This window comes from Tomitella cavernea (genome assembly GCF_016599145.1).
Classification (GTDB): Bacteria; Actinomycetota; Actinomycetes; order Mycobacteriales; family Mycobacteriaceae; genus Tomitella; species Tomitella cavernae.
This window is the reverse complement of sequence record NZ_JAENKO010000001.1, coordinates 56,129-82,288: the sequence shown is the minus strand read 5'-3', so window position 1 is coordinate 82,288 and position 26,160 is coordinate 56,129. Positions and strand designations below refer to the sequence as shown.

At 69.7% G+C, this 26,160-nt stretch carries 26 protein-coding genes; 15 read left to right on the top strand and 11 right to left on the bottom strand.

Annotation, left to right across the window (positions count from 1 at the left end; all coding sequences use genetic code 11):
• Positions 1-24 precede the first annotated feature (24 nt).
• Complete coding sequence (locus JJ683_RS00350; RefSeq protein ID WP_200170868.1) at positions 25-684, top strand: PaaI family thioesterase; 660 nt, start codon at positions 25-27, stop codon at positions 682-684.
• A 30-nt stretch (positions 685-714) separates the two neighbouring features.
• On the opposite strand, the gene JJ683_RS00345 is transcribed toward JJ683_RS00350, so the two are convergent.
• Positions 715-1,644 (bottom strand): amidohydrolase family protein, encoded by a 930-nt coding sequence (locus JJ683_RS00345; RefSeq protein WP_200170705.1) that lies wholly within the window; start codon positions 1,642-1,644, stop codon positions 715-717.
• A gap of 17 nt (positions 1,645-1,661) precedes the next feature.
• Positions 1,662-3,308, bottom strand: coding sequence for a steroid-24-oyl-CoA synthetase (gene casG, locus JJ683_RS00340; RefSeq protein WP_200170704.1), 1,647 nt, complete (start codon positions 3,306-3,308; stop codon positions 1,662-1,664).
• 394 nt (positions 3,309-3,702) lie between these two features.
• On the opposite strand from casG, the gene JJ683_RS00335 reads away from it, so the two are divergent.
• On the top strand, positions 3,703-5,418 hold the full coding sequence (locus JJ683_RS00335) for a class I adenylate-forming enzyme family protein (protein WP_200170703.1): 1,716 nt from the start codon (positions 3,703-3,705) through the stop codon (positions 5,416-5,418).
• An 85-nt stretch (positions 5,419-5,503) separates the two neighbouring features.
• On the opposite strand, the gene JJ683_RS00330 is transcribed toward JJ683_RS00335, so the two are convergent.
• Complete coding sequence (locus JJ683_RS00330; RefSeq protein WP_200170702.1) at positions 5,504-6,175, bottom strand: FadR/GntR family transcriptional regulator; 672 nt, start codon at positions 6,173-6,175, stop codon at positions 5,504-5,506.
• Between the two features lie 273 nt (positions 6,176-6,448).
• Between JJ683_RS00330 and JJ683_RS00325 the strand changes: the two genes are divergently transcribed.
• Positions 6,449-8,122 (top strand): 2-isopropylmalate synthase, encoded by a 1,674-nt coding sequence (locus tag JJ683_RS00325; protein ID WP_372435211.1) that lies wholly within the window; start codon positions 6,449-6,451, stop codon positions 8,120-8,122.
• 164 nt (positions 8,123-8,286) lie between these two features.
• On the opposite strand, the gene JJ683_RS00320 is transcribed toward JJ683_RS00325, so the two are convergent.
• From JJ683_RS00320 to JJ683_RS00310, 3 genes are all read right to left on the bottom strand, one after another.
• Complete coding sequence (locus tag JJ683_RS00320) at positions 8,287-8,859, bottom strand: HNH endonuclease signature motif containing protein (protein WP_307810604.1); 573 nt, start codon at positions 8,857-8,859, stop codon at positions 8,287-8,289.
• Between the two features lie 269 nt (positions 8,860-9,128).
• Entirely contained in the window at positions 9,129-10,736 is a 1,608-nt protein-coding gene (locus tag JJ683_RS00315) for an AMP-binding protein (protein ID WP_200170700.1), read from the bottom strand.
• Positions 10,736-11,530: an SDR family oxidoreductase gene (locus tag JJ683_RS00310; protein ID WP_200170699.1), complete on the bottom strand. Its 795-nt coding sequence runs from the start codon at positions 11,528-11,530 to the stop codon at positions 10,736-10,738. Before JJ683_RS00310 ends, JJ683_RS00315 begins: the two co-directional genes overlap by 1 nt.
• A 147-nt stretch (positions 11,531-11,677) precedes the next feature.
• Here JJ683_RS00310 and JJ683_RS00305 point away from each other — a divergent pair, with 147 nt between their 5' ends.
• A complete protein-coding gene (locus tag JJ683_RS00305) occupies positions 11,678-12,439 on the top strand; it encodes an SDR family NAD(P)-dependent oxidoreductase (protein WP_200170698.1) in 762 nt (253 codons plus the stop codon).
• A 61-nt stretch (positions 12,440-12,500) separates the two neighbouring features.
• Here JJ683_RS00305 and JJ683_RS00300 read toward each other — a convergent pair whose 3' ends face one another.
• Positions 12,501-13,175 carry a GerMN domain-containing protein gene (locus tag JJ683_RS00300; RefSeq protein WP_200170697.1) on the bottom strand — a complete coding sequence of 225 codons (675 nt, stop codon included), beginning with the start codon at positions 13,173-13,175 and terminating at the stop codon, positions 12,501-12,503.
• A 209-nt stretch (positions 13,176-13,384) separates the two neighbouring features.
• Here JJ683_RS00300 and JJ683_RS00295 point away from each other — a divergent pair, with 209 nt between their 5' ends.
• The 8 genes from JJ683_RS00295 to JJ683_RS00260 all read left to right on the top strand — a co-directional run bounded on the left by JJ683_RS00295 (position 13,385) and on the right by JJ683_RS00260 (position 20,610).
• Positions 13,385-14,887, top strand: coding sequence for a CoA-acylating methylmalonate-semialdehyde dehydrogenase (locus JJ683_RS00295; RefSeq protein WP_200170696.1), 1,503 nt, complete (start codon positions 13,385-13,387; stop codon positions 14,885-14,887).
• Between the two features lie 2 nt (positions 14,888-14,889).
• Positions 14,890-16,047 (top strand): isobutyryl-CoA dehydrogenase, encoded by a 1,158-nt coding sequence (locus JJ683_RS00290; protein ID WP_307810603.1) that lies wholly within the window; start codon positions 14,890-14,892, stop codon positions 16,045-16,047.
• 76 nt (positions 16,048-16,123) lie between these two features.
• On the top strand, positions 16,124-17,017 hold the full coding sequence (mmsB, locus tag JJ683_RS00285; RefSeq protein ID WP_200170695.1) for a 3-hydroxyisobutyrate dehydrogenase: 894 nt from the start codon (positions 16,124-16,126) through the stop codon (positions 17,015-17,017).
• Between the two features lie 4 nt (positions 17,018-17,021).
• Entirely contained in the window at positions 17,022-17,798 is a 777-nt protein-coding gene (locus tag JJ683_RS00280; protein WP_200170694.1) for an enoyl-CoA hydratase, read from the top strand.
• A 51-nt stretch (positions 17,799-17,849) separates the two neighbouring features.
• Positions 17,850-18,137, top strand: coding sequence for a type II toxin-antitoxin system Phd/YefM family antitoxin (locus JJ683_RS00275; protein WP_200170693.1), 288 nt, complete (start codon positions 17,850-17,852; stop codon positions 18,135-18,137).
• Positions 18,134-18,547, top strand: a complete 414-nt coding sequence (locus tag JJ683_RS00270; protein ID WP_200170692.1) for a type II toxin-antitoxin system VapC family toxin — start codon at positions 18,134-18,136, stop codon at positions 18,545-18,547. The genes JJ683_RS00275 and JJ683_RS00270 overlap by 4 nt, the downstream gene beginning before the upstream one ends.
• A gap of 216 nt (positions 18,548-18,763) precedes the next feature.
• Positions 18,764-19,210: a cupin domain-containing protein gene (locus JJ683_RS00265; protein ID WP_200170691.1), complete on the top strand. Its 447-nt coding sequence runs from the start codon at positions 18,764-18,766 to the stop codon at positions 19,208-19,210.
• Between the two features lie 122 nt (positions 19,211-19,332).
• On the top strand, positions 19,333-20,610 hold the full coding sequence (locus JJ683_RS00260) for a family 1 glycosylhydrolase (protein WP_242474272.1): 1,278 nt from the start codon (positions 19,333-19,335) through the stop codon (positions 20,608-20,610).
• A gap of 34 nt (positions 20,611-20,644) precedes the next feature.
• Here the strand turns inward: JJ683_RS00260 and JJ683_RS00255 are convergent, their stop codons facing one another.
• Positions 20,645-21,085, bottom strand: a complete 441-nt coding sequence (locus tag JJ683_RS00255; RefSeq protein WP_200170689.1) for a PaaI family thioesterase — start codon at positions 21,083-21,085, stop codon at positions 20,645-20,647.
• A 51-nt stretch (positions 21,086-21,136) separates the two neighbouring features.
• Between JJ683_RS00255 and JJ683_RS00250 the strand changes: the two genes are divergently transcribed.
• Entirely contained in the window at positions 21,137-21,991 is an 855-nt protein-coding gene (locus JJ683_RS00250) for an MBL fold metallo-hydrolase (protein WP_200170688.1), read from the top strand.
• Entirely contained in the window at positions 21,988-23,064 is a 1,077-nt protein-coding gene (locus JJ683_RS00245) for a winged helix DNA-binding domain-containing protein (RefSeq protein ID WP_307810602.1), read from the top strand. Before JJ683_RS00250 ends, JJ683_RS00245 begins: the two co-directional genes overlap by 4 nt.
• Before the next feature lie 7 nt (positions 23,065-23,071).
• Here the strand turns inward: JJ683_RS00245 and JJ683_RS00240 are convergent, their stop codons facing one another.
• From JJ683_RS00240 to JJ683_RS00230, 3 genes are read right to left on the bottom strand one after another with little or no spacing between them, the layout of a single operon-like run.
• Positions 23,072-23,488 (bottom strand): VOC family protein, encoded by a 417-nt coding sequence (locus tag JJ683_RS00240; protein WP_200170687.1) that lies wholly within the window; start codon positions 23,486-23,488, stop codon positions 23,072-23,074.
• The gene (locus JJ683_RS00235; RefSeq protein ID WP_200170686.1) at positions 23,485-24,348 is read right to left on the bottom strand and encodes an AraC family transcriptional regulator; all 864 of its coding nucleotides are present in this window, start codon (positions 24,346-24,348) and stop codon (positions 23,485-23,487) included. Before JJ683_RS00235 ends, JJ683_RS00240 begins: the two co-directional genes overlap by 4 nt.
• Positions 24,349-24,365: 17 nt before the next feature.
• Positions 24,366-24,881, bottom strand: a complete 516-nt coding sequence (locus JJ683_RS00230) for a MarR family winged helix-turn-helix transcriptional regulator (RefSeq protein ID WP_200170685.1) — start codon at positions 24,879-24,881, stop codon at positions 24,366-24,368.
• Between the two features lie 346 nt (positions 24,882-25,227).
• Between JJ683_RS00230 and JJ683_RS00225 the strand changes: the two genes are divergently transcribed.
• Entirely contained in the window at positions 25,228-26,151 is a 924-nt protein-coding gene (locus JJ683_RS00225) for a LuxR C-terminal-related transcriptional regulator (RefSeq protein ID WP_307810601.1), read from the top strand.
• Positions 26,152-26,160: the final 9 nt, after the last annotated feature.

Genomic DNA, 26,160 nt, shown 5'->3' with positions numbered 1-26,160 from the left:
GATTCCGCAGCGGGCGACGGTTCCATGGTGCCGGGCGGGACTCCCCGGGTCGACAAGAGCCCCGACGGCGCGGTGCTCACCTCCTTGCGCGGTGACGCAGCCATAGATCGGGCGACGCATGCGGCGCGGCGGCTCATCGATGCGCTTCTGCGCGCGGACCGGGACGGGACCGATCTGACGGGCGTGGCCGAGCGGCTCGAATCGGTTGTGGACGATCTGGACGCGCAGGCCCCGGCCGTGCAGGACCGGCTTGTCGACATGTGGTCGGGCGAGGGCACCACTCGCCACGACCCGGTGACAGGGCCGGAGAACGCGATAGCGCCGCCGCTCACTCTATCGGGCCGCGCGGACGGCAGCGTGGACGGTGAAGTGACCATGACGATCCCTTACCAGGGTCCACCGACCTGCGTCCACGGCGGGGTGTCGGCGTTGCTGCTCGACCACACGCTGGGCGTGGCCAACTCGTGGGTCGGCAAGGACGGCATGACTGCGCAGTTGACGCTGCGCTACCACCGGCCCACGCCTCTGTTCCGCCGGCTGGCCGTGTCTGCGCGCCAGGAACGGACAGAGGGCCGCAAGATCTGGACCGTCGGGGAGATCCGAGACGATGCCGGTGAATTGTGCGTGTCCGCGGAGGGGCTGTTCATCGACAAGAAGGTGCCACGCCCGCGCCGGGAGAAGTGAACTGGGGCGTGGTCGGCGCCGTACGCACCGTCAGCGCGCGCCGATGCCGAACAGGCGTGCGGCATTGTGGTAGGTCACGTCGCGGAGCCAGTCGTCGCCCAAGTCGAGGCGAGCCAGGGCGTCGAGAGACTCGACGTACGGGTACGGGATGTTGGGAAAGTCCGACCCGTGCAGAATCTTGTCCTGCAGCCCGATCAGGCGCGGCCGTTCCGCCGGGTCGAAGGGGATCTTCTCCTCGGTGAACCGGGTGAACGCCATTGTCGTGTCCAGGTACACGTTCCGGTGGTTTTCGGCGAGATCGAGAAACTCCGCGTATTCGGGCATCCCCATGTGGGCGATGATGAGCGGCAACCGCGGGAACCGGGCCAGTAGGCGCGCCACCGGTGCGGGCCCGGTGAACCTGCCGGGGGCGGGGCCCGAGCCGCAGTGCATGACGGTGGGTACGCCGGCGTCGCTGAGCAGGCCCCACACCGGGTCGAGGAGGGGATCGTCGGGGGAGTAGTCGCCCACCTGCACGTGCGACTTGAAGATGCGGGCGCCGGCCCGCAGCGCGTCCGATACGTAGGCTCCGGCGGCGGGCTCCGGGTAGAACGTGCCGGTGTGCAGGCAGTCGGGGGTGCGGGCGGCGAAGTCGGCGGCCCACGCGTTGAGCCATGCCGCCATGTCAGGCTTGTGCGGGTAGAGCATCGATGAGAACGCCCGCACGCCGAACCGGCGGAGCGTGTCGATGCGGGTGGCCTCGTCGTGCCGGTAGGCGATCGGCCAGGGCCGACCCACCAGGGGGCCGGCCCTGTCGAAGTACTGCCACACCTTGTCCAGCACGCGGGCGGGCATGAAGTGCGTGTGCACGTCGATCAGCCCGGGCAGCCCCAGCCGTTGCCAGAAGTCCACCACCCCCGCGGATTCCCCCGCCACAGCGGTGCCGGGTGCGTCCGCCTGGGGTTCCGGCCGGTGCTGCACGGTCCGATCACACTCCTCTACGCGGTCGGGATGGGGATCTCCCGGCGCACGATCTTGCCTGTGGCGTTGCGCGGCAGCGGGTTCTCCGTGATCCGCCAGCGCGCCGGTCGCTTGAAGTAGGCGAGCCTCTCCGAAACCCACCCTTCCAGACCCTCCCGCGTGACGTCCGCGCCGGGCTCGGTCACCACGATGGCGACGGGCACCTGGCCGAAGTCGTCGTCGGGCGCTCCCAGCACCACGCACTCGCGCACACCCGAGTAGTCGTCCAGGCACTGCTCGACCTCGGTGGGATAGATGTTCTCGCCGCCGCGGACGATGAGGTCGGACCGGCGAGAGGTGAGGAACAGCATGCCGTCCTTCATCATGCCGATGTCGCCGGTGTGCAGCCAGCGGTCCTCATCGAACGCGGCCGCGTTGGCCTCGCCGTTGTTCCAGTAGCCGATCATGATGTACGGCGCGCGGACGCACACCTCACCCTCGACGCCGTCGTCGACCTTCTCGTTGAACGCGTCGCGAATCTCCATCTCCACCGTCAGAGTGGGCCGCCCCACCGTGGTGGGGTGCGCCGCGAGGTCGGGCGGGGTGGCCACGGCGATGCCGCCGCAGCTTTCGGTGAGCCCGTAGCTGTTGACGAGGCTGTTCTGCGCGAACGGCACCCGCTCGCGCAGCTGCTGCTGGAACGACGGCGACGACGGGGCCGAGGCCAATGCGAAGGCCTTGAGCGACGTGGTGTCGTAGGCGTCGAAATCGCCGTCGGCGATGAGGCGCTTGGCCATCGTGGGCACCGCGCCCCAGTTGGTGATCCTCTCCGTCTCGATGAGGGAGAGCACCCTGTTGGCGTCGAACTTGCCCTGGTAGATGACCATCTTCGTGCCCGTGGCCAGGCGTGGGACGACGATGTTGTGCAGGCTCGCGATGTGGAACATCGGCGAGGTCACCAGGTAGACGTGGGCCGCGTCGGCGTCGTCGCCCGCGAAGGCTTCGAGGATCGAGTCGTTGAACACGTGGAACCCGGTGACCGCGATGGCATTGCGGTTCGAGTGCACCGCTCCCTTGGGCTTGCCGGACGTGCCTGAGGTGAACAGGATGATCGCCGGGTCGTCCTCGTCGATATCCACGGTCGGCGCGGTGGCCTCGGGGTGGGCCGCCGCCAGCCGCGGGACGTCGTCTTCGAGCGACAGCAGCGGCACGTCGACCTCCCCGAGCAACGACGCCCGTTTCGTGTCGACGAGCATCAGTTTCGGCTCGCTCAGTTCCAGTCCGTTGGTGACTTCCACCGGTGCCCACCACGCGTTGAATCCCACCGCGATCGCCCCGAGAAGTTGGGTGGCCCAGAAGGCCTCCACCCATTCGGGACTGTTGGCGCCGAGGATCGCGACGCGGTCGCCCTTGCCGATCCCGTAATCATCGGCGAACGCCTTCGCGAGCGAGCGGACGTCACGGGCGTGCTGTGCGAAGGTGATCCGTTGGTCCTCGGTGACCATGTACTCGGCGTCACCGTGCCGTTCGGAGTCGACGAGCATCTGTGCGAGTGAACCGATCCGGTTTTTGAACACCGTCATGGGGGCGCCCAGTACATTCTCCTGCGCGAGCTCGTGCGGCCCTCCCGGGCCGGTCAGCCGTCCGATGAGCTGTGCGTAGGCTTCCTGCGCGTCGACGGGCATCTCGTTCTCCTTCTGGGGCCGGACTGCCGGATGTGATCCACGTGGCACGATGCCGACAGTGTGCCGTGCCGTGCCGGTGGCGCGGCGGGAAAACTTCCGATGATCGGGACACTTCTTCCTACGGTCGGGGCATCGCGCCCCGTCCGGCAGGACTGTTGGCTTCAGAGTAAGAGCGCCCGTAGCGGCCGTCGGGCGCCCGTCCGATAGGTGTCGTCTGGAAGGGGAATGCGAGAGGCCGAATCCGGACGGGAGGGCGTCGCACATGCGGGTGCAGACCAGGCGGCCGTTGCACAGCCGGCCGTGGACCGCGCGGACGACCCGCATCCGGGGCCCGCACCGCGACAGGTTTTGGTCGCGGGCCGAGAGCGTCACTGAGAGTACGGCCGGAGGAGCGTTGGCCGACGCCTTCGGCGCCGTGGTCTACGGCGGCTGCGGTTCGTCGGGGGCTACAGTTCGTCGGAGGGTGCGCTCGGCCCCGCGGTGCGCCCCGGCATTCGAGGAGTACTACAAGATGGACGCGCACGAGACCGAGGTCGCCACGTACGGCCGGACACGGTTGTTGCCGCCCGGAACGGCGGCGGGGGGCATGAACCTGGCCCGGCTGCTGGAGGAATCCGCCGGGCGCGGCGACGCCGAGTACCTCGTTGCGGGCGGCCGGCGGGTGGGGTTCCGGGAGAACCATGCGCGCGTCCATGCGCTCGCCACCGTGCTGCGACGCGAATACGGGATCGGACGGGGGGACCGGGTCGCCATCCTCGCCGCGAACGGGATCCCCTGGATCACCGCGTTCTGGGCTGTGGCGGTGCTCGGCGGGGTGGCCGTGGCGATGAACTCGCGGTGGGCGGCGCCCGAGGTGGTGCATGCGCTCGGTCTCACCGAGCCCGGGCTGGTGCTGGCCGATGAGCGCCGACGCGGCCTCGTGCCCCGCACTGGCGACGGCGCGGTTCCCGTGTGCGCGATCGAATCGGTCGACGCGATGGTCGCGGACGGCGCAGGCGGCGTCGTCTCCAGTGGCATGGGTGCGCAGTCGGAAGATCCGGCGACGATCCTGTTCACCTCCGGAACCACCGGCCGCGCCAAGGGCGTCGTGCACCCGCACCGCAGCCTGATCGCCACCGCCGACCATCAGCGGCTGCCGCGCGTCGACGATCCGGCCCCGCGGCGCTACCTGCTTGCGACGCCGCTGTTCCACGTGGCAGCGCTGCACAACCTGACGGTGCCGCGGCTGGCGCTCGGCGATACCGCGGTGCTGTGGGAGGGGCGGTTCGACATCGACGGTGTGACACGGCTGATCGACGCGGAGTCGGTGACGCACTGGAGCGCGGTGCCGACGATGGCGTCGCGGCTGCTCGACCTGCTCGAATCCCGTCCGGCGACGGCGGACCGGCTGCGGACTCTGCGCGGCCTGTCGTTGATCACCGCGCCCGCGGCACCGGCGATGCAGGACCGGCTGCGGGCACTGGTGCCTGTGGCGCGGACCGGGCTCGCCGCCACGTACGGGCTCACGGAGACCGCATGCCCCGTCACCGCGGCCACCGATGCGGACCTGGCGGCGGACCCGTTGTGCGTCGGTACCCCGGTGCCGCGGATGGAGGTGCAGATCCGGGACGGGCGGCACCGCTCCGCGGGCGTAGGGGAGATCTGGTCCCGCGGGCCGCACCTGATGAGCGGATACTGGCGTGACCGCGAGGCGACAGGCGCGGCGTTCGACGCGGACGGCTGGTTGCGCACGGGCGACCTGGGCGAGTTCGTGGACGGCCGCTTGCGGGTGCACAGCCGTCGCACGGATCTGATCATCCGAGGAGGTGAGAACGTCTACCCGGCCGAGGTGGAGGCCGTCGTCGAGTCGCATCCGGCAGTGGCGGAATGCATGGTGTACGGCGCGGCGCACCCGGATTGGGGCCAGGAGGTGTGCGCGGTCATGGTGCCTGCGGGCAGGGGCTCCGGTGCGGAAGGTGCGGTCCCGACGCTGACCGATGATCTCGCCCGGTTCGTCTCCGAACGTCTCGCCGCGTACAAGGTTCCCGTCCGCTGGCTGGTGCGGGACGCGCCGCTGCCTCGCAACGCCTCCGGCAAGGTGGTGCGCGGCGAGGTGCTGCAGAACCTGTAGTAGACGGCGGGGCCGTAGGCCTGGGACGCGTCGCCGATCCACGGCCCGGGCTGTGGTGTAGGAGTTCGGGGCCACGTGCCGCTGTTCACCGGCCCAGGTTCCGTGTGAGCGAAATCAGGTGATTGCGCGTGATCGCGGCTGCGGCGTCCGAGTCGCGGGCGATGATCGCGTCGTGGATGCGCTGGTGCGTCGCATGGTCGGCGTCGTCGCCGTGGCTTCCGCGCGCGCGGAGCATCGCAACCATGGCCTCGCGGTTGCGCGGGGTGAAGGAGTCGAATAGCTCGAGCAGGATCGGGTTGTGCGCCGCGGTCACGATGCCGCGGTGGAAGACGACGTCGGCGTCGACGTGTTCGTCAATCTGCTTGCGGCGGGATGCACGCACCTCCAGCGCGTCTCGCAGCGCGTCGAGATCCGCCGGCGTGCGACGCCCGGCCGCAAGGGCGGAAGCCTCGACCTCGATGGCGATCCGGGCTTCGATCACCGCGCGGATGTCCGCACGTCCCACCTTCCGGGTCCAGTCCTCGGGGGCGTCGAGGGCGGTCACGAACACACCGGCGCCTTGCCGGGTGGCGACGATCCCGCGGCCGGCGAGTTGGCTGATCGCCTCGCGCACGGTCGACCGTCCGACACCGAACTGCGGGGCGAGGGTGGTTTCACCGGGCAGCTTGGCGCCGAGCGCCCACTCTCCTGCGCGGATGCGCTCCAGCAGCAATGCAGCGGTCTGGTCCGCAAGAGGTTCACGACGCACGACGGTCATGGCGCGAGTATCCCATCATGATCGACACCTCAGGTTGTCTGATGAGTTCTGGTAGCGTTCTCGGCATGCACGCGAAGAGGCTCCTTCTCCTTTGCCGCCACGGCGGGGCTTAGCCGGACCGGCTCCCCGGCGTGGAGTCGAGTTGTGCGCCGGTCCTCAGCCACCGGATCGAAGAAGGACCCCATGAGCCAGAACGCGGCTTCCCGCCTGACCACCCCCACCGGCCCGATTCCCGCCGATGCGCCCCGATGGAATCGTCAGCGCCACTCGCAGATGCCCTCGCACCGCTACCGCGACGTGTATTCCCGCGTCGAGGTCCCTCCGACGAGTCGAGAGTGGCCGTCGAACCGGCTCGTAGCAGCGCCTTTGTGGGTGCCGGTCGATCTGCGTGACGGCAATCAGGCGCTGGCCGAGCCGATGGATCCGGGACGCAAGCGCAGGTTCTTCGAGCTCATGGTCACGATGGGGTACAAGGAGATCGAGGTGGGCTATCCGTCCGCTTCGCAGACCGATTACGACTTCGTGCGCCTGATAGCCGAGCATGGCATCGCGCCCGGCGACGTGACGATAGTGGTCTTCACGCCGGCTCGCCGTGACCTGATCGAACGGACCGTGGAGTCGATCCGCGGCATCCGCAACGAGGTCGTGATCCACATGTACACCGCGACCGCGCCGATCTGGCGCCAGGTCGTGCTCGGCCGCGATCGTTCGGCGCTCAAGGAGCTGATCCTGGCCGGCGGGCGCGATGTGCTCGAGTGCGCCGGAGCTCTCCCGAACGTCCGCTTCGAGTTCTCGCCCGAGGTCTTCAACCTCACCGAGCCCGACTACGCGCTCGAGGTGTGCGATGCGATGACCGGACTGTGGGATGCAGTGCCGGACCGGCCGGTCATCCTGAACCTCCCCGCAACGGTCGAGATCGCCACGCCCAACGTGTATGCCGACCAGATCGAGTACATGCACCGCAACCTCGCGCGGCGGGACGGTGTGATCCTGTCGGTGCACCCGCACAACGATCGCGGCACCGGTGTGGCCTGCGCCGAGCTCGCCGTCCTCGCCGGTGCGCAACGCGTCGAGGGGTGCGTCTTCGGCAACGGGGAGCGCACCGGCAACGTCGACATCGCGACCCTCGCCCTGAATCTGCACGCGCAGGGCATCGACCCGATGGTGGACTTCTCCGACATCGATGAGATCCGCCGCACCGTCGAGTTCTGCAACCGGATCGAGGTCCACCCGCGGCATCCCTACGTAGGCGACCTGGTGCACACGGCGTTCAGCGGAACCCACCAGGACGCGATCAACAAGGGTTTCGCCGAGCACCGATCCCGTGCGGCGGCCGAAGGTCGTGCCGAGTCCGACATCGAGTGGCGGGTGCCGTACCTGCCCGTCGACCCTGCTGACCTGGGGCGGAGCTATGACGCGGTGATCCGTGTGAATTCCCAGTCCGGCAAAGGCGGCATCGCCTACCTGTTGGAGTCCGAATACGGGATCGAGCTTCCGCGCCGGCTGCAGATCGACTTCGCCCGTCATGTTCAGCAGCACACGGACGCCGGTGGCGGTGAGGCCACTGCAGCAGAACTGTGGGGCGTTTTCCAACACGCGTATGTGGCGTGCCCCCGCGCTGCCGACGCGCCGGTACTGCTCGCCTTCGACGCGACCGAGGCGGGCGCCGTGATCGCCCTCGATATCGGGGGAACGGTGTACCGGACGACGCATGAGGGTGTCGGCCCTGTCGAAGCTCTCACGGAAGCTCTGGGCCGCTGCGGCATCCACGTGGAGATCCTCGGGCTGCACCAGAGCAGCATCGGGGCGGGCAGCGACACGGACGCGCTGACCCTCATTGAATACCGCGTCGGAGGGCGCAGTGCTTGGGCCGCAGGGGTCGACCGGTCCGTGCTCGCAGCAAGTCTGCAGGCGGTCATCCGCGGCGCCACGTCCTTCGTACGGTGAGAACGCGCGGCGGAGGCCGGTGGCGTGGGTATGCCGCTGCGCCGCCGAGGCAGTGCCGCGGTGCGGACAGGGGGCAGTGCAATAGCGTTGACGGGAGTAGCTCCCGACGAGACGGTTGGCGCCGCGTCCACGGCCTCCTCGGCGGGCCCGCGGCCGTGGAACCCCTACGGAACCTCGCCCGGCTGATTCGCCGGTGCGGCCGTCGGGGCGCTGTCGGCATCGAGCCATTGCAGCGCAAGCGTGTGGCCGGCCGGCGGGAGGAACCGCGGTCGTCTCTTGGAAGCGTCGACTGTGACCGTCCACTCGCGGTGGTGCACCGACCGGTGATGCTCGGTGCACAGGCTGACGAGGTTGTCCAGGTCGGTGGGACCACCGTCGCCCCAGTGGTGCACGTGATGCGCGAAGCACCCTGAGGGCGGGCGGTCGCATCCCGGGAAGGCACATCCGGGGAAGGCACAGCCGTGGTCGCGGGCTGCGAGCGCGCGGCGCTGCACCGCCGCCGCCAACCTGCGGGGGCGTCCGACGTTCAACGGCGCGCCGTGCCCGTCGACGCCGACCGGTGTGACGGCGGCGTCGCATGCAAGGCGTCGCGCGGCGGAGACCGGCATGGCCGCGAACCAGTCGGTCATGCCGTGGGGGGTGTCGAACATCTCCGCGTACCGGCCTTCGGAGATCAGCTCCGCGCGCACGTCGGGGTCGGCGTCGGTGCCGGCGAGGGAGCGCAAGCCGATGTGCACGGACAGCGCCGCGGCGGTCGCGCGTGCCGTCCGGCTCGGTGCGGTGCCACAGCCCAGCGGTCGTCGCCGATTCCGGCGCCCCGTCTGCGCGCGTGTTGCGCCCGCGCCGCTGTCCCATGACCGACCCCACGATCCCGTGCCGCCGGGGCCGGCGCCCGTGACCGCCCCGCCCCCTCGCCTCCGCCGCAACAGTACTGAAACAAGTGTTCGATGCCATGGGGGGTCGCGGAACGCGCGTTCGATCGGAGGCGGGCGGCGGTCGCGTCCGTTCACATCTCGCGGAAGACGAGCTCCTTGCCGTCGCGGACGAACACCTCGTCGGGCACGGCGTGTCCCTCCGCCTGCAGCTGTCGCTTGATCACCTTGCTGGTCGAAGTGCGCGGGAGGGCCGCGGAGATGCGCACGAACTTGGGCGCCCACTTGGTGCCGAGGTCCGGCTGCTCGGCCAGGAACCTGCCGAACGCGTCCGGATCGAACTCGGTGCCCGGGTGGAGCTCCACGGCGATCATCACCTGGTCGCCCACCACCTCGTCCGGCACGGCGTACACCGCGACGTGGTTGAAGGCGGGGAAGCGGGCCACGATGCGTTCGACCGGGGCCGCCGCGAAGTTCTCGCCGTCCACGCGCAGGCGGTCGGAGGTGCGGCCGGCGAAGTACCAGAACCCTTCGGCGTCGCGGTAGGCCATGTCGCCGGACCACAGGATGCCGTGCCGGACGCGCTCATCGTCGGCTTCAGCGTTGCCGTAGTAGCCCTCGAACTGGTTCACGTTGCTGGTGTTGGCTATCTCCCCGATGGCCTTTTCCGCGTTGAGCAGGAGGCCCTGCTCGTCGAACTCGGCCCGCGGGCACTCCTCGAGCGTCTCGGGGTCGATGACGGCCGTGCCCTCGTCGGCCACGCCCAGCGACCCCGTGGGCATCCCGGGGGTCCTGTTGATGCGCATGCCGCCCTCGGACGTGCCGTACGAGTCGATCACCTCGCATCCGAAACGCCGGGAGAACGTGTCGATGTCCTTCTCGTTGGCCTCGTTGCCGAAGGCGATCCGCAGCGGATTTTCGGCGTCGTCGGGCCGCTCCGGGGTGGCCAGGATGTAGTTGAGCGGCTTGCCGACGTAGTTGAAGAACGTCGCCTTGTAGCGGCGGACATCGTCCAGCCATGCGGACGCGGAGAACTTCCTGCGCAGTGCGATGCACCCGCCGGCGCTGACGGCGGGTGCGATGCCGGCCATGATGGCGTTCGAGTGGAACATCGGCATGGCCACGTAGAAGACGTCGTCGGCGCCGAGGTTCCGGCGCTCCTGCTGCTGTCGGGCGATGGTGCCCAGCCGCCCCTGGGAGCAGATGACCGCCTTGGGGGCCGAGGTGGTCCCCGAGGTGAACACGAGGGAGAAGATCGTCGCCGGATCGGGCAGCGCGAACCCGCCGCCGCTTCCGCCGCGTTCCGCCTCGAGCAGTGCGGCGAAGTCGGGTGCGTCGCTGGTGATGATGCGCTCGGGCGGGCAACCCAGCGTCAGTCCGTCGAGAAGAGGCCGGTGCGCCTGGTCGGTGACGATGAGCTGGATGTCGGTGAAGTCGATGTCGCGTTCCAGCTCGGCGCCCCGGCGAGTGGGGTTGATCCCCACGATGGTGGCCCCGGACAGGCCCGCGGCGAGGACCCAGAACAGGTTCTCCGGCGAGTTCTCCATCAGCAGGCCGATGTGCCACGGGCCGTCCACCTGCATGCCGCGGGCCAGTTTCGCACGTGCTGCGGCCTCCGCCACGATCTGGCGCCACGACCATTCGCGGTCCTCGAAACGCAGGCCGGGGTTGTCGTCCTGGGCGCGTGCCGCGATGAGCGACGCGAACGGATCGGCCTTGGTCCAGATCGTGGCGGTGCGCATCAGAGGGCCGCCTCGCCGCGGGTGACGAGGTAGCGGCCCGGAAACTCGCCGCCGCCGTGCACAGCCAGATCGGTTCCGGTGAGGTAGGAGGCGAGATCACTGCTGAAGAACAGGCACGCCTTCGCCACGTCCTCCGGAACGGCCATGCGCTGCATGGGGATGATCGACGCCACCGCTGCGCCGCCGTCGTCGCCGTAGACCTCGGCGGCGGCCTCCGTGCGGATGAGTCCGGTGGTGATGTGGTTGACACGCACCTTCGGCGCCCACTCCAGAGCCAGTGCCTGGCTGAACATGAGCAGCCCCGCCTTGGCAGCCGAGTATGCGGCCGTGCCGGGCTGCGGATCGTGCGCGGAGACGCTGCCGATATTGATGATCGACCCGCCCGAGCCCTGCTGCTGCATGACCGCGTTGGCAGCCTGCGCCAGGTAGAACGGGGCGAGCATGTTCAGCGCCACGATCTTGTCGACGAAGCGCGTGGAGACGGTGGCGGAGTCGGCGTCGGGGGAGCCGCCGGCGTTGTTGACGAGGATGTCGAGGCGGCCGTGCTGCCCTGCGACGTCCTGCACCAGAGCCTTGGCGGCCTCGGCGTCGCGCACGTCGAGGGCGCGGAACTGCGCGGTGCGGCCGTTCGTGGCTGGCAGCGATTCCGGCTCGGTCCTGCCGCACACCGTGACCTCGGCGCCGGCGGCGAGCAGTGTCGTCGCGATGACGAATCCGATGCCCTTGGTGCCGCCGGTGACGATGGCCACCCGGCCGCTCAGATCGATCGTGCTGGTGGGGTCGGGGGAACTCATGCGGTCCTCGCTTCCGGGCGTCGGCGTGCTCCGACTGTCGGTGTGCTCCGTATATCGGGACGAGGCTACCAAGCACTTGCTCGGTTGATTATCCTGGTGGTCACTGAACGGGTAGGACTTACTCGCCGACATTTTGGGAGCACATCGATGGGCACATTGGACGGCAAGGTCGCGCTGATCACCGGCGCCGGTCAAGGCGTGGGCGAGGGGGTCGCCTTCGCGCTCGCCAAAGAAGGAGCAAGCATCGCGGCGCTGGGACGCACCAAGGCCAAGGTGGACGAGACGGTGGAGGCCATCCAAGCGCTGGGGGGCACCGCGATCGCGGTCGAGTGCGACGTAGCGAAGGAAGATCAGCTGTCGCCGGCGGTCGACGAGGTGGTCAGTGCCCTCGGCGGGATCGACATCCTCGTCAACAACGCAAACTACAGCGTTCTGGGCCCGATCGCGCAGATCAAGCGGCACCACGTCGACAAGGCCTTTGCTGTCGGGCCGTTGGCGGCGCTCTCGCTCATGCAGCTGTGCTATCCGGTCATGAAGGAGCGCGGCGGCGGTGCCGTCATCAACATGGTCACCTCTGCTTCCGTGCGGTGGGACACATCGAACTATGGCGGATATGCGGCTGCCAAGGAGGCCATGCGCTCGCTGTCGCGCGCGGCCGCCTCGGAGTGGGGGCGTGACAACATTCGCGTCAACGCCGTTGCGCCGCATGCGCTGTCGCCCGGTCTCAAAGCCTGGACAGAGCACAATCCAGAGGAGGCCGCCGAGTTCGTCGCCACCATTCCGATGGGCCGGATCGGCGAGTGCGAGCAGGACATCGGGCGCGCCGTCGCATTCCTCGTCGGCCCTGACGCGCGCTACCTCACCGGTGCGACGATCCCGCTCGACGGCGGGCAGGCGCGCTGGGTGTAGTCGGCCCGCAAGTCTTCACGCGGCACCGGCCGGCCCTGAAGGGGCCGGCCGGTGCCGCGTGTCATCGCAGTGACAGCGCGTCGTCCAGCGGCGTGCCATTGATGTAGACGTCCACCGAGTCGACATTCGGGAACTGCAGTGCGGGGTCGGTGAGTTGTGCGCGCACCCGCGGAATGTCGCATTCGCCGCCCATCGTCAGATCCCCCGCGAGACGGATCGTCGCATGGCCGTCCGCGATAGTCGCGGCCTGGTACGTCAGATCTGACCTCGCCAGCGCGTTGTACAGGCCGGATGCGCCGTAGCGCTGCTCGTCCAGGGCGAGCAGTGCACGGTAGAGCTCGCCGAGCGGGGCGATCGTGGCCGTGGTGACGGTGACGGGCACTGCGCTGTCGCCGCACCCCACCGGGCGTCCGGTCGCGCCGCCGTCGCCCACTGCGATGAAGGTGAGCGTGTGCTGTGCGGTGTGGTCGGCAGGCGAGGGGATGGGTCCGGCGGTCGCTGCCGGGCCGGGTGAGACGGTGCCGGAATAAACAGGGTCGGGCAGGAGCGCGCTCGATGTCGTAGGACCTGAACCGGCCGTGGTCGAATCCAGGGAGCCTGACACAGGCGGGGGCGATGCCGCGGGGCCGTCCTGCGTGGTGGGGACGGGGGGAGGGTCGGCGCTGTCTCCGCACGCCGCGGGGAACACGAGCAGCACCGGCGTGGCGGCCAGGATGATCCGTGCTATGCGATGCATGGTGCGCCTCCTCGTATACCCCCTTCATCGGCGTGGAGGGCCGCACCGTTGCACGTGACCTCGACGGTGCGCCAGGGGGGCAGGCACTCAGGCCTCTTTTCCGTGTATCGCCGATTCGCGGACTCGTGTGGCCGAAACTAGGTCTCGACATAGTAGGGAGTCCAAGTATATTCTCGTGTCATCACGATCACACGAGAGGCGGGAGCGTCATGGTGCAGGAACTTGCGCACTTCATCGGCGGCCGACGGGTGTCCGGCACCAGCGGGCAGTTCGCGGATGTCTACAACCCCAGCGACGGCGCCGTGCAGTCGCGGGTGCCGCTGGCGGGCGTCGACGAGGTGTCTGCAGCCGTTGCGGACGCCGCTGTAGCGCAGAAGGAATGGGCGACGTGGAACCCGCAGCGGCGCGCGCGGGTGATGATGAAGTTCGCACATCTGGTGCGGGAGAACGCCGACGAGCTCGCGCGACTGCTGGCCTCGGAGCACGGCAAGACCATCGCCGACGCGCACGGGGACGTCGCCCGCGGGCTGGACGTGGTCGAGTTCGCGATGGGGATCCCGCACCTGCTCAAGGGCGAGTACACCGAGGGTGCGGGCACCGGCATCGACGTCTACTCGGTGCGTCAGCCACTCGGCGTGGTCGCAGGGATCACGCCGTTCAATTTCCCGGCGATGATCCCGCTGTGGAAGGCTGCGCCGGCGATCGCGTGCGGCAACGCGTTCATCCTCAAGCCGTCGGAACGCGACCCGTCGGTGCCGTTGAGGCTGGCGGAGCTGTTCATCGAGGCCGGCCTGCCCGCCGGGATCTTCAACGTGGTCAACGGCGACAAGGCGGCGGTGGATGCCATCCTCGAAGACCCGCGCATCAAGGCTGTGGGGTTCGTCGGATCGTCGGACATCGCCGAGTACATCTACTCCGGCGCCACCTCCCGGGGCAAGCGCGCTCAGTGCTTCGGCGGCGCCAAGAACCACATGATCATCATGCCGGACGCGGATCTCGACGACGTGGCGGATGCGCTGGTGGGCGCCGCCTACGGGTCGGCGGGGGAGCGGTGCATGGCGCTGTCCGTGGCGGTGCCCGTGGGGCAGGAGACCGCGGACCGGCTGCGCGAGAAGCTCGTCGCCCGCATCGACAAGCTCACGATCGGCTCCTACGACGATCCGGACGTGGACTACGGCCCGTTGGTCAGCGCCGCCGCCGTGGCCCGCGTGCGCGACTACATCCAGGCCGGCATCGACTCCGGCGCGGAGCTGGTGGTCGACGGCCGCGAGATCACCATCGCCGGGCACGAGAACGGGTTCTTCCTGGGCAGCACGCTGTTCGACAACGTCACCAAAGACATGTCGATCTACCGCGAGGAGATCTTCGGCCCCGTGCTGTGCATCGTCCGCGCACACGACTACGAGGAGGCGCTGGACCTGCCGTCGACCCACGAGTACGGCAACGGCGTATCGATCTTCACGCGCGACGGCGACACCGCACGCAACTTCGCCAGCCGCGTAGACACCGGCATGGTCGGGGTCAACGTGCCGATCCCGGTACCGGTGGCCTACCACACCTTCGGCGGCTGGAAGCGCTCCGGATTCGGCGACCTCAACCAGCACGGCCCCGACTCCATCCGCTTCTACACCAAGACCAAGACCGTCACGCGGCGCTGGCAGTCCGGATTCAAGGAGAACGCCGACCACTTCGTGCTGCCGGTGATGGAGTGACGGTGGATACGGCACCGGCGGCGGGCGCGTTCGCGCTGAGCGAGGACGAACGCGCCATCGTCGACACCGCGCGGGATTTCGCCGCCGAACACGTCGCCCCGCACGCCCTGGACTGGGACCGGGACAAGCACTTCCCGGTGGACGTCCTGCGCAAAGGTGCCGCGATGGGTATGGGCGGCATCTATGTCGGCGAGGACGTGGGCGGGTCCGGGCTGCGGCGCATCGATGCGGCGCGCATTTTCGCCGAGATCGCGGCCGCCTGCCCCGCCACCGCCGGCTACATCTCCATCCACAACATGGTCGCGTGGATGATCGACTCCTACGGGAGCGAGGAGCAGCGCAGGCGTTGGCTTCCCGGGCTGTGCGCGATGGATCTGCTGGGCAGCTACTGCCTCACCGAACCGGGGGCCGGGTCGGACGCGGCGGCGCTGCGCACGCGGGCCGTGCGCGAAGGCGACCACTACGTACTCGACGGGGTCAAGCAGTTCATCTCCGGAGCGGGCGTGTCCGACGTTTACGTTGTCATGGCCCGCACGGGCTCGGCCGGCCCGCGGGGGGTCTCCGCCTTCGTGGTCGAAAAGGGCGCCGAGGGGCTGTCGTTCGGCGCGAACGAGTCGAAGATGGGCTGGAACTGCCAGCCCACCCGCCAGGTCATCCTGGACGGCGTGCGAGTTCCCGCGGCGAACCTGCTGGGCGGGGAGGGGTCGGGCTTCGCCATCGCGATGAACGGGCTCAACGGCGGGCGCATCAACATCGCCGCCTGCTCACTCGGCGGTGCCCGCGCGGCATTCGAGCAGACCGCCGCATACCTGCGCGAGCGCGAGGCGTTCGGTGCGCCGCTGAGCACCTCGCCGGTGCTGCAAGGAAAGCTGGCGGACATGGCGACCGACCTGGAGGCCGCCAGGCTGATGCTGTGGCGCGCCGCGGACGCGCTCGACCGCGACGCCCCCGACAAGGTGACGCTGTGCGCGATGGCCAAGCGCTACGTGACCGACGCCGGCTTCGCGATCGCGAACGAGGCGTTGCAGTTGCACGGCGGCTACGGATACCTCAGCGAGTACGGGTTGGAGAAGATCGTGCGGGATCTGCGCGTGCACCAGATCCTGGAGGGGACCAACGAGATCATGCGGATGATCGTCGGCAGGACGGTGGCGTCGTGACAGCGGGCGGCCACGCCCGGGGGATCGACGACGACCCGGCACCCGCGGCCGCTGCGGCCGCCGAAAGGACTGACTCATGAGCACCATCGCATTTCTGGGACTGGGGCATATGGGCGGCCCCATGGCCGCCAACCTGGTCAAGGCGGGGCACACAGTGCGCGGCTTCGACCCGGCGCCCGCGACGCAGGAGGCTGCCACGGCCGCGGGAGTGACGGTGGCCGCCGCCGCTGCCGACGCGGTCGCCGGTGCGGACACGGTGATCACCATGCTGCCCAACGGGGCACTGGTGCTGGAGCTGTACGCCGACATCCTGCCGTCCGCGTCGCCGGGCACGTTGTTCGTCGACAGCTCCACCGTCGACGTGGCGGACGCGCGGGCTGCACACGAGATGGCCACGGCCGCAGGCCATGCGATGGTGGACGCCCCCGTCTCCGGCGGCGTGGTGGGGGCCGAGGCCGGGACGCTCGCGTTCATGGTCGGCGGCGACGAGGAGACCTTCCGGCGCGCCGAACCGCTGCTGCAGGACATGGGCCGCAAGATCGTGCACTGCGGCGACCCGGGCAACGGCCAGGCGGCGAAGCTGTGCAACAACATGATCCTCGCGATCTCCATGGACGCGGTCAGTGAAGCGTTCGTGCTGGGCGAGGCGCTGGGCCTGTCGAACCAGGCGCTCTTCGACGTCGCCTCCAACGCGTCCGGCCAGTGCTGGGCGCTCACCACCAACTGTCCGGTGCCGGGCCCGGTGCCGACGAGCCCCGCCAACCGCGGCTACGAGGCGGGCTTCGCGGTGGGGCTCATGGCCAAGGACCTGGGGCTGGCGGCGAACGCCCTGCGCGAGCACGGCGTCGCGGGGGAACTGGGCCTGCGCATGGCCGAGCGCTACGCGGAGATGCGCGACGCGGGACGGGCAGCCAACGACTTCTCCGACATCATCAACGACATCCGGGACAAGTCCGGGAAGGGGAACTGAACCAGTGGGCGATTACGAGACCATTCTCCTGGAGCGCACCGGCCGCGTCGGCGTGGTGACGCTGCACAGGCCGAAGGCGCTCAACGCGCTCAATTCCACCGTCATGCGCGAGGTCACCGCGGCAGTAGCGGGCCTCGACACGGACCCGGGCATCGGCGCGATCGTCATCACCGGTTCGGAGAAGGCGTTCGCGGCCGGCGCCGACATCAAGGAGATGGCCGAGCTGGGCTTCGCCGACGTGCACGGCCAGGAATTCTTCGCCGGCTGGGATGCGCTCGTCCGGGCCCGCACGCCGATCATCGCGGCCGTCGCCGGTTATGCGCTGGGCGGCGGGTGCGAGGTGGCGATGATGTGCGACATGATCATCGCAGCCGACACCGCCAAGTTCGGGCAGCCGGAGATCACCCTCGGCGTCATACCCGGCATGGGCGGTTCCCAGCGGCTCACCCGTGCCGTCGGCAAGGCGAAGGCGATGGACCTGTGCCTGACCGGCCGGCAGATGGGGGCCGAGGAGGCCGAGCGTGCGGGGCTTGTGGCGCGCGTGGTTCCGGCGGCCGATCTGCTCGATACCGCGATGGCAACGGCCGCCACCATCGCCGGCATGGCCAAGACGACGGCGATCATGGCGAAGGACGCGGTGAACGCCGCGTTCGAGACCACGCTGACGCAGGGCGTGAAGACCGAGCGGCGGATCTTCTACTCCACCTTCGCCACCGCCGGCCAGGCCGAGGGGATGTCCGCGTTCATCGCGAAGCGAAAGCCGGAATTCAACAAGGGCTGAGGTGCTCCTCGGTGGCATCTGTTGTAGCACATTGAGTGCTACCATAGACGTGTGAAGACGATCGGTGTCCGGGAACTGCGGCAGAACGCCTCGCGTTATCTCGCCGAGGTGGAAGCGGGCGCGGAGATCGCCGTGACGAGGAGGGGGCGGACCGTGGCGCGGATGGTGCCGGTGTCGGAGGGGGAACGTACGCGGGAGAGTCTCATCGATGCGGGGATCCTGGTGCCCGCCCGTCGCGCCGGGGTCCTCGACCCGGGGGTTCTCGACGCGGTGCTGGACGATGACCTTACGGTGGCGGATCTGTCGGGCGTCCTCAACGAATTGCGCGCGGACAGGTGATCTATTTCGATACGTCCGCTCTGGTGAAACTGATCGGGCGGGAGGCGGAGACCGCGCCGCTCATCGGTTGGATCGAATCCCGCGAGGCGGTCCCGCAGGTGACGAGTGCGTTGACACGGGTGGAGCTGATCCGCGTGGCACGGCGGCAGGGGCTACCGGAGCTCGTCGACAGGGCACGGCGGGTACTCGACGCGGTCGATACGCTCCCGATCACCCCTCACGTCATCGACTCCGCCGCGTCGGTCGGCTTGCCGGCCCTGCGTTCCCTCGACGCCCTGCACCTTGCTTCCGCATTGCAGATAGCGGAGCATCTCACGGACTTCGTCGCCTATGACCGGCGCTTGGCTGTCGCGGCCGGATCGCTCGGACTGAACGTCGTGTCACCGGCGGGGCGAGCGCCCTCGGCGTGACGTCGGGCCAGTTCGCGGTAGGTCCGGGGATTGTCGTCCACCCACCAGATCGCGCTGCCGCTGAGCGGCCCGCGCACCGTCGCCGGTGTGCCGGTCGCGACGGTGCCCTCCCTGCACCGGCGGCGTGCGGATGGAGGCGGGAATGACGGACCACGGCCGCCGCGCGGTGCGGCGGCGCTACTGTGACGGTACTGTTCCGCATCCGGCGAGGTGGCCATGTCGAGAGCTCGGCGTTCAACCCCGGTGCGCGGTGCCGTCTGCGCGGCGTCCGCAGCGGTGGCTGCGGCCTTCGCGGTGGTCGCGGCGCCTGCCGCCTCGGCGTCCCCGCCGGCCGGCGTCATCCCGATACCTCTCGGCGCAGTGAATATCGGTGGGACCGGCCTGACCGCGCGTGTCATCGTGTTCGCCCCGGGCGGCACGACGGGGTGGCACACCCACGACGGCGACGTGCCCGGTTTCGTCACCGGCGGCTACATCACCCGCACGTTGGACGACTGCTCCGTTTACACCGCAGGTCCGGGCGACCCGATGTCCGGCGGGGGCGCCGCACACGTCGGCACCAACACCGGCGACACCACGGCGTTCCTGTGGAGCCTGTACGTCGACCAGGCTGGTGATCCGCCGGCGATCGACGCGCCCGCCGTGGACTGTCCGGAGCCGTAGCCCGGAGTCGGATGTTTAAGCGACCACCCACGCGGTTCCGCGGAACCACGCCGAACGGCCGTCCAGGATGCTAATTTCCGGGAATGCTGAAGAGTTTCGCTGCGCCTGCTCTGGTCTTGCGCATGATCGGTTCGGCCTTGCTGCTCATCGGGTTCGTCGCGGTCCCGCAGAACTTCGCGGCGGCGGAGGGCCTGCCTGCGGCGGGGGACGATTTCCACTGGGGCGTGGCGATGTCGGAGTTCCAGTCCGGCGGCTATTTCCCGGACAGCAACTGGACGCGGTATGCGCAGCGGTCCGCCGATCCGTACCGGAACTCCGTCGACTTCTACCACCGTTACCCCGAGGATATTCAGCGCGCGGCGGACCTCGGGGTGAACACCTTCCGGCTTTCGATCGAGTGGGCGCGCCTGGAGCCCGCAACGGGCCAGTGGGATGAGCAGGCCTTCGAGTACTACGACGACGTGCTGCGCGAGATCGCCGACGCCGGCATGCGCCCGATGCTCACCCTCGACCACTGGGTGTATCCGGGGTGGGTGGCGGACCAGGGCGGCTGGGCGAATCCCGACATCGTCGGCGAATGGCTGGATAACGCCCGCAAAGTGGTGGACCGCTACGCGCACCTCGATCCGCTGTGGGTGACGTTCAACGAGGGCACCGCCTACGTGATGCAGGAGGTCAAGCACGGCGGGCTGTCGCCGGCGGACGTCCCCGTGATGTTCGACCGGATGGCGCAGGCGCACCGCTCCATCTACGACTACATCCACGCCGTGCAGCCCGGCGCCATGGTCACCACCAACGCGTCGTACATCCCCACTGCCGAGCCGGTGATGGACGCCCAGCTCATCGACAAGGTGGCGGACCGGCTCGACTACGTCGGCATCGACTACTACTACGGCGTGTCGCCCACGAATCCGACGGCGGTCTACGCACTGCTCGACGAGCACTGGAAGGCCACCCTGGAACCCGAGGGGGTCTACTACGCGCTGCGGTACTACGCACGCAAGTTCCCGGGCAAGCCGCTGTACATCGTCGAGAACGGCATGCCCACCGACAACGGTGCCCCGCGCGCAGACGGGCAGACCCGTGCCGCGGCGCTGCGCGACGACGTCTACTGGATCCAGCGCGCCAAGGCCGACGGGATGAACGTGATCGGCTACAACTACTGGTCGCTCACCGACAACTACGAGTGGGGCACCTACGCGCCCCGGTTCGGGCTGTACACCGTCGACGTGCTCACCGATCCGGAGCTCACCCGGCGGCCCACCGACGGTGTGGACGCCTACCGCGACATCATCCGCACGGGAGGGGTTCCTGACGGCTATACGCCCAGCCGGCCCCCGGCCGGTTGTTCGCTGGTGGATGCGCCGTCGAGCTGCCTGGACCCGGTGACGGTGGACTAGAAGGCGGCGGAATGGGAGACGGACAACCGGAGGCTCAGCCGGCGTCCACGCGGATCATCGTCGCGACCATCGTGGCGCAGTGCGTCTCTCGCGTGCCGTCCACGCCGTACACGTCGGCCTGGCAGACGGTGATGGTGCGCCCGGAGCGGACGACGCGGGCGCGTGCGACGATCCGCTCCCCGCGAGCGGGAGCGAGCAAATTGGTCTTGAACTCGACGGAGAGCACCTCCGAGCCCGGAGCCATCAGCGTCAACGCCGCGTATCCGCAGGCGGAGTCGGCCGCGGCGGTCGTCACCCCGGCGTGGAAGTAGCCGGCCTGCTGGGTCAGTCCGTCGGCGAACGGCACGGCGAGGTCGACCAGCCCGGGTTCGACGCGCTCGAGCAGCGCCCCATATGTGGACATGAGGCCCTGCCGCGCGAACGAGTCGCGGACGGTCTGCTCGAACTCGGGATTGCGCACGACATGTTCCGGCATCTCGACAGATTGTCATATCGGGAGGCGGTCCGGGATGGCACCATCGGTTCCGTGAGCGACCATCCGATCTGCGTGACCTGCGGCGTGCAGTTCCCCCGCGGCCACGACACCGCCCGCTGTCCGGTCTGTGACGAGGAACGCCAGTACGTCGGCTACGGCGGGCAGCAGTGGACGACGCTCGAGGCGCTCCGCGGCGATCACGCGAACGTGCTGCGTCAGGAGCCGCGCGGGGTGTGGGGCGTGAGCACCGAGCCGTGGTTCGGTATCGGCCAGCGGGCGCTCATCGTGCCGGGCGAGGACACCGACGGTACTCCCGCGAACCTGCTGTGGGACTGCATCAGCCTGGTCGACGATGACACCGTCCGGCGCATCGGCGAGCTGGGCGGCCTGGCGGCGATCGCGATCTCGCACCCGCACTACTACAGTGCGATGCTCGAATGGTCCGACGCTTTCGGCGGCATCCCCGTGTACGTGCACGCGGACGACGCGCATTGGGTGGAGCACTGCGTGCGGGGCCGGACGGACCCGGTGCGGCTGTGGGAGGGGGACACGCTCGAGGTGCTGCCCGGCCGCACACTGCTCAACCTGCGCGTGCACTTCGCCGGCGGCACAGTGGTGCACTGGCAGGGCGCCGACGGCCGCGGCGCGGTGTGCTCCGGCGACATCCTCCAGGTGGTGTCCGACCGCCGCTGGGTGAGCTTCATGTACAGCTATCCCAACCTCATTCCGGAACATCCGGACACCGTCCGCCGTGCGGTGCGGATGCTCGAACCCTACGATTTCGACGTGGTCTACGGAGCGTGGTGGGGCAAAGTGCTCGACGGTTCGCAGGTCGAGGGCAGAGCGAAGGCCGCGGTCCGCCGCTCTGCAGAGCGCTACTTGCGGCACCTCGGGGAGGACCTGTGAGCGGCGCGACGGCGGCGCAGTCGCGGGAGATCGCCCGCCTGCGGCTGGCCGCCCAGCGTCTGGTGGGCGGCGGGCTGCCGGACGCGGCGTCCGCCGTGCGGCACATGTCCGCTATGCAGGGCCAGGACCTGCCCGGTGCGATGACGTCGGCCGCCCTGCGGGTGGCGGGCCGCCCGCGCCAGGCGATCGTGGACGCGATGAACGCGGGCGAGATCGTGCGCACCTGGCCGATGCGCGGCACGCTGCACCTGATCCCCGCGGAGGACCTCGGCTGGATCCTGTCGCTCACCGGTGAGCGGACTCTACGCGCCACCGCCCGCAACCGCGAACTCCGCGGCGTCGACGAGGCGCTGCTGGATCGGGCGCGGGCGGCGGCATTCGAGGCTCTCGAAGAACACGGTTCGCTCTCGCGGGACGGGCTGATGACCCTGTGGTCGGAGGCGGGCCTGATGAGTGACAGCTATCGAGGCTACCGCCTGCTGTTCACCCTCTCCGTCGGCGGCGACCTGTGCTTCGGACCGTTCGCGGACGGCGGCCAGCGCATCGTCGCGGTGTCCGACTGGATCCGGCCGGCCGCGGTGCCGGCGCCCGACGAGGCGCTGGCGCAGTGGGTGCTGCGATATTTCGGCAGCCACGGGCCGGCGACGGTCCGGGACTTCGCCTGGTGGACCAAGTTGCCGTTGAACACGATCCGTGCGGCGGTGGCCGAGGTCGCCGGCAGCCTCGAGTCGTGGACGGTGGGCGGCGCCGAATACCTGATGGCACCGGAGACCCCGGAGTTGCTCGCCGGGGCCGGACGCGCCGCCGGCGGGGTTCTGCTGCTGCCGGGATTCGACGAGTTCCTGCTGGGCTATGGCACGCGCGGGGCGGCGCTGCCGGACGAACACGCGGGCAAGGTGGTTCCGGGGAACAACGGGATGTTCCGCGGAACCGTCGTGTCGGGCGGCCGCGTCGTGGGCACGTGGAAGCGCAAAGGCAGCGGCAAGGCGGTGCGCATCGACGCCGAACCGTTCACCTCGTTTTCGAAGGCGGTGGAGGCGGCGCTGCCCCGGCGTTTCGCGGCCCTGCCGTGAACCGTTCCTACCGCGGCACCGGTTCGCCGCGGTAGGGGCCGAAGCTCCACTTGTTGCCCTCCGGGTCGCGCACGGCGAACTCCCGGTTCCCGTAGTCCTGGTCTGCGAGCGGGCGCATGATGTCCGCGCCCGCGGCCCGCACCTTCGCGTAGAGCCCGTCGACGTCGTCGGTGACGACGTAGGCGCCGAACGTCCCGGGCTCCAGTGCCCATTCGGCCCCGGGCTCGTGGTCGCCGAGCATGATGCCGCCGCCCTCCGGCCAGGCGAGCTGGGCGTGCGCGACGCGCCCGCCGTCGGTGTAGCAGGCGGCCTCGACGAAGCCGAGCGTGCCGACGAGCCAGTCGATGAGCGCCCGTGCATCGCGCGCCTGCAGGGACGGCCACACGGTGGGCGCCGGGGCGGTGGTGTCGTCTGTGGTGTTCATGCCGTCCAGTCTCGCGCGCGCCGGTGGCCCCCGGCTTGGATGTTTCCGATCTCCTCGCCCACGAACGCGCTGGGCGAGGTATCGGTGAAGCGCCGGAACTCGCGCGCCAGGTGCGCCTGGTCGTAGTAGCCGTGGGCGACGGCGAGGTCGGCCAGCGGGGGACGGAGACCGCCGCGCACGGCGCGTGTGAGCGCGCCGAAGGCGGCGTCGAACCGCATGAGCCGCCCGAGATCGCGTGGCGTCAGGCCGAGCTCCCGGCGCACCAGCACCGTCAGCTGACGTTCGCTCAGGCACGTCTCCCGTGCGAGAACGGACACGGGGACCGCGCCGTCCGCCGCGGCCAGCCTCGCCCAGACCTCCCGCACCTCGACGCGCGGGCGGAACCGGAACCGCTCCGCGGACAGGCGGGCGCGCAGATAGTCCTCGACGGCATCGAATCGACCGTTCCACGTGGGGATCTCGTGCAGTCGTTCGCGCAGCGCGGTGATGCCGGGGCCGAGCACGTCCTCGGCCGGCCAGGTCCGCCGGTCCAGTTCTCCGGCGGGAACACCGAACAGCCTGGGCGCCGCCAGCGGATGCACTGAAATCTGGATGCCCCGCTGCCGTGTGGGCTGCCGGATGTAGGCGGGCGTGATGTGCAGTCCGGCAACGAGAGAGTCGAAGGCGTTCAGGCGCCCCGCGTTCCAGTGGGGGAGCGTCTCGGCGCCCTCCACCGGGTCGTCCATGCTGAGGATGAAGGTGAGCCCCCGCGACGGGACCCCGCGGTGCAGCCCGGCGTCCAGCCCGTCCGCCGCGTACCCGTACAGCGCGAGTACACCGGGCACCGACGAAACACGGTGGACGAACTCGCGGGTGCTCACGGCGGCGCGGCCATCGCTCAGTGCTCCACGAAGTCCCCGGCGCCGCGGCGCAATTCGGTGAGCACCGTGACGAGCTGCTCGACCCCGGGGCCGGTGAGCCCGGGTTCGGCGAAGACCACGTCGTTGAGCCTGCCGGTGGCCACATCGGCGAGCCGGCGGCCCTCGTCGGTGACCTCGACCAGCGTGGTGCGGCGGTCGCTGGGGTGCGGCTGACGGCGCACCAGCCCGGCGGCCTCGAGGCGGTCCACCACGTTGGTGACGCTGGTCGGGTGCACCTGCAGGCGCGCGCTGGCCTTATTCATGGGCAGCGCGCCGTTGCGCGCGAACACCAGGAGCATGAGCATCTCGTACCGCGCGAACGTGAGCCCGTGGGGACGCAGCACCTTCTCGACGCGGCTGAGCATGATCTGGTGTGCACGCATCACCGACGTCACCGCGGCCATACCGTCCGCCACCGACCCCCAGCCGTGCGCGACCCACTGGCGGCGGGCCTCCGCGATGGGGTCCTCGGGCAGCGGGGTCGGCGGGCTCATAGACGCCCATCCTACCGATAGCGGACAGGTCGATTATCGGAAGGCCACGGACTTCCCTGCGCTGGGGCGTCGGCTGCAGCACGGATCCGGAGGGGCGCCGGTCACGGAATGCTGCGCCGGTCACGGAATGCTGCGAGGCACCCCCGTACGGGGGTGGCTGTGCGCGTCGGGCGCGGGTATACGTCTATCGGGATGCGATAGGGGCGCGGACTGGCTTATCGTAATATGTGACGGGCGTCTCGTCCCGTGCGCGGGCGTGCGGGTACCCGCCGGTGATGCCCCGGAAGCGGGCCACAGTCGGCGCGTGCGCTCGCGACGCCGATCGGTTTCAGGTGAAGGAGTACAGGTGGCACACGACGATCGCGTGGCCATTCGTGACGCCGTCGGCCGGCTGCACAGGGAGTCGGGCCTGCCGATGGTCTTCGGCGGCGCGATCACCGGCAGGGACAGACTCCAGATCACGGAGTTCGTGGGCGCCAAGAGCGGCACCATGCGCGGCCTGCGCGTGCAGGTCGGCTCCGGCCTGGGCGGCAAGGCCATGGCGATGCGGCGGCCCGTGCTGGTCAACGACTACGCCCGGGCGGACGCCATCACCCACGACTACGACGAGGCCGTCACCGGCGAGGGCATCCGCACGATGGTCGGTGTGCCCGTGATGGTGGGCCGCTCCGTGCGCGGGGTCCTCTACGGCGCGCTGCGGGGCACCGTCTCGATCGGCGACCGCGTGATCGATTCCATGGTCACCGTGGGGCGTGTGCTCGAGCAGGATCTGGCGGTGCGTGATGCGCTGGAGCGCCGGAACCCGTCCAGTGCGATCTTCCCGCTGCCGGACGAGCATGCGCTCGAAGACGCGCCGCCGGAGATCCGTCGGCGGCTGCTCGACCTGGCGGGCCGGGTGGACGATCCCGCAGTGCGTGATGAGCTCATGGATGTGGTCGCCCAGCTGGAGGGCGCCGACGGCGGGGCGTCGGGTGCCGGTGCGGTGCCGGGCGCCGGTGCGGTTCCGGGCGGCGGTGCGGTGCCGGGCGGCGACGGCGGCGAGACGACCACTGCGGCGTCCAGGCAGGCGCCGCCGCGCGTGCGGCTGAGCCCGCGCGAGCGGGAGGTCCTCGTCCAGGTGGCGATGGGGCACACCAATGCGCTCATCGGCGAGCGTCTCGGCGTGGGTGCCGAGACCGTCAAGAGCTACTTGCGCACCGCCATGCGCAAGGTGGGCGCCAACAACCGGATCGAGGCCGTCGTCGCGGCACGGCGTCTCGGCGCGCTCTGAACGGCGGAG

Bases quoted from the DNA above. Each gene is read 5' to 3' on its own strand.
- JJ683_RS00350 (WP_200170868.1), top strand. From the start codon at position 25: ATGGTGCCGGGCGGGACTCCCCGGGTCGACAAGAGCCCCGACGGCGCG.
- casG (WP_200170704.1), bottom strand. From the start codon at position 3,308: ATGCCCGTCGACGCGCAGGAAGCCTACGCACAGCTCATCGGACGGCTG.
- JJ683_RS00330 (WP_200170702.1), bottom strand. From the start codon at position 6,175: ATGACCGTCGTGCGTCGTGAACCTCTTGCGGACCAGACCGCTGCATTG.
- JJ683_RS00325 (WP_372435211.1), top strand. From the start codon at position 6,449: ATGCCCTCGCACCGCTACCGCGACGTGTATTCCCGCGTCGAGGTCCCT.
- JJ683_RS00315 (WP_200170700.1), bottom strand. From the start codon at position 10,736: ATGCGCACCGCCACGATCTGGACCAAGGCCGATCCGTTCGCGTCGCTC.
- JJ683_RS00310 (WP_200170699.1), bottom strand. From the start codon at position 11,530: ATGAGTTCCCCCGACCCCACCAGCACGATCGATCTGAGCGGCCGGGTG.
- JJ683_RS00305 (WP_200170698.1), top strand. From the start codon at position 11,678: ATGGGCACATTGGACGGCAAGGTCGCGCTGATCACCGGCGCCGGTCAA.
- JJ683_RS00300 (WP_200170697.1), bottom strand. From the start codon at position 13,175: ATGCATCGCATAGCACGGATCATCCTGGCCGCCACGCCGGTGCTGCTC.
- JJ683_RS00295 (WP_200170696.1), top strand. From the start codon at position 13,385: ATGGTGCAGGAACTTGCGCACTTCATCGGCGGCCGACGGGTGTCCGGC.
- mmsB (WP_200170695.1), top strand. From the start codon at position 16,124: ATGAGCACCATCGCATTTCTGGGACTGGGGCATATGGGCGGCCCCATG.
- JJ683_RS00265 (WP_200170691.1), top strand. From the start codon at position 18,764: ATGTCGAGAGCTCGGCGTTCAACCCCGGTGCGCGGTGCCGTCTGCGCG.
- JJ683_RS00260 (WP_242474272.1), top strand. From the start codon at position 19,333: ATGATCGGTTCGGCCTTGCTGCTCATCGGGTTCGTCGCGGTCCCGCAG.
- JJ683_RS00255 (WP_200170689.1), bottom strand. From the start codon at position 21,085: ATGCCGGAACATGTCGTGCGCAATCCCGAGTTCGAGCAGACCGTCCGC.
- JJ683_RS00240 (WP_200170687.1), bottom strand. From the start codon at position 23,488: ATGAACACCACAGACGACACCACCGCCCCGGCGCCCACCGTGTGGCCG.
- JJ683_RS00230 (WP_200170685.1), bottom strand. From the start codon at position 24,881: ATGAGCCCGCCGACCCCGCTGCCCGAGGACCCCATCGCGGAGGCCCGC.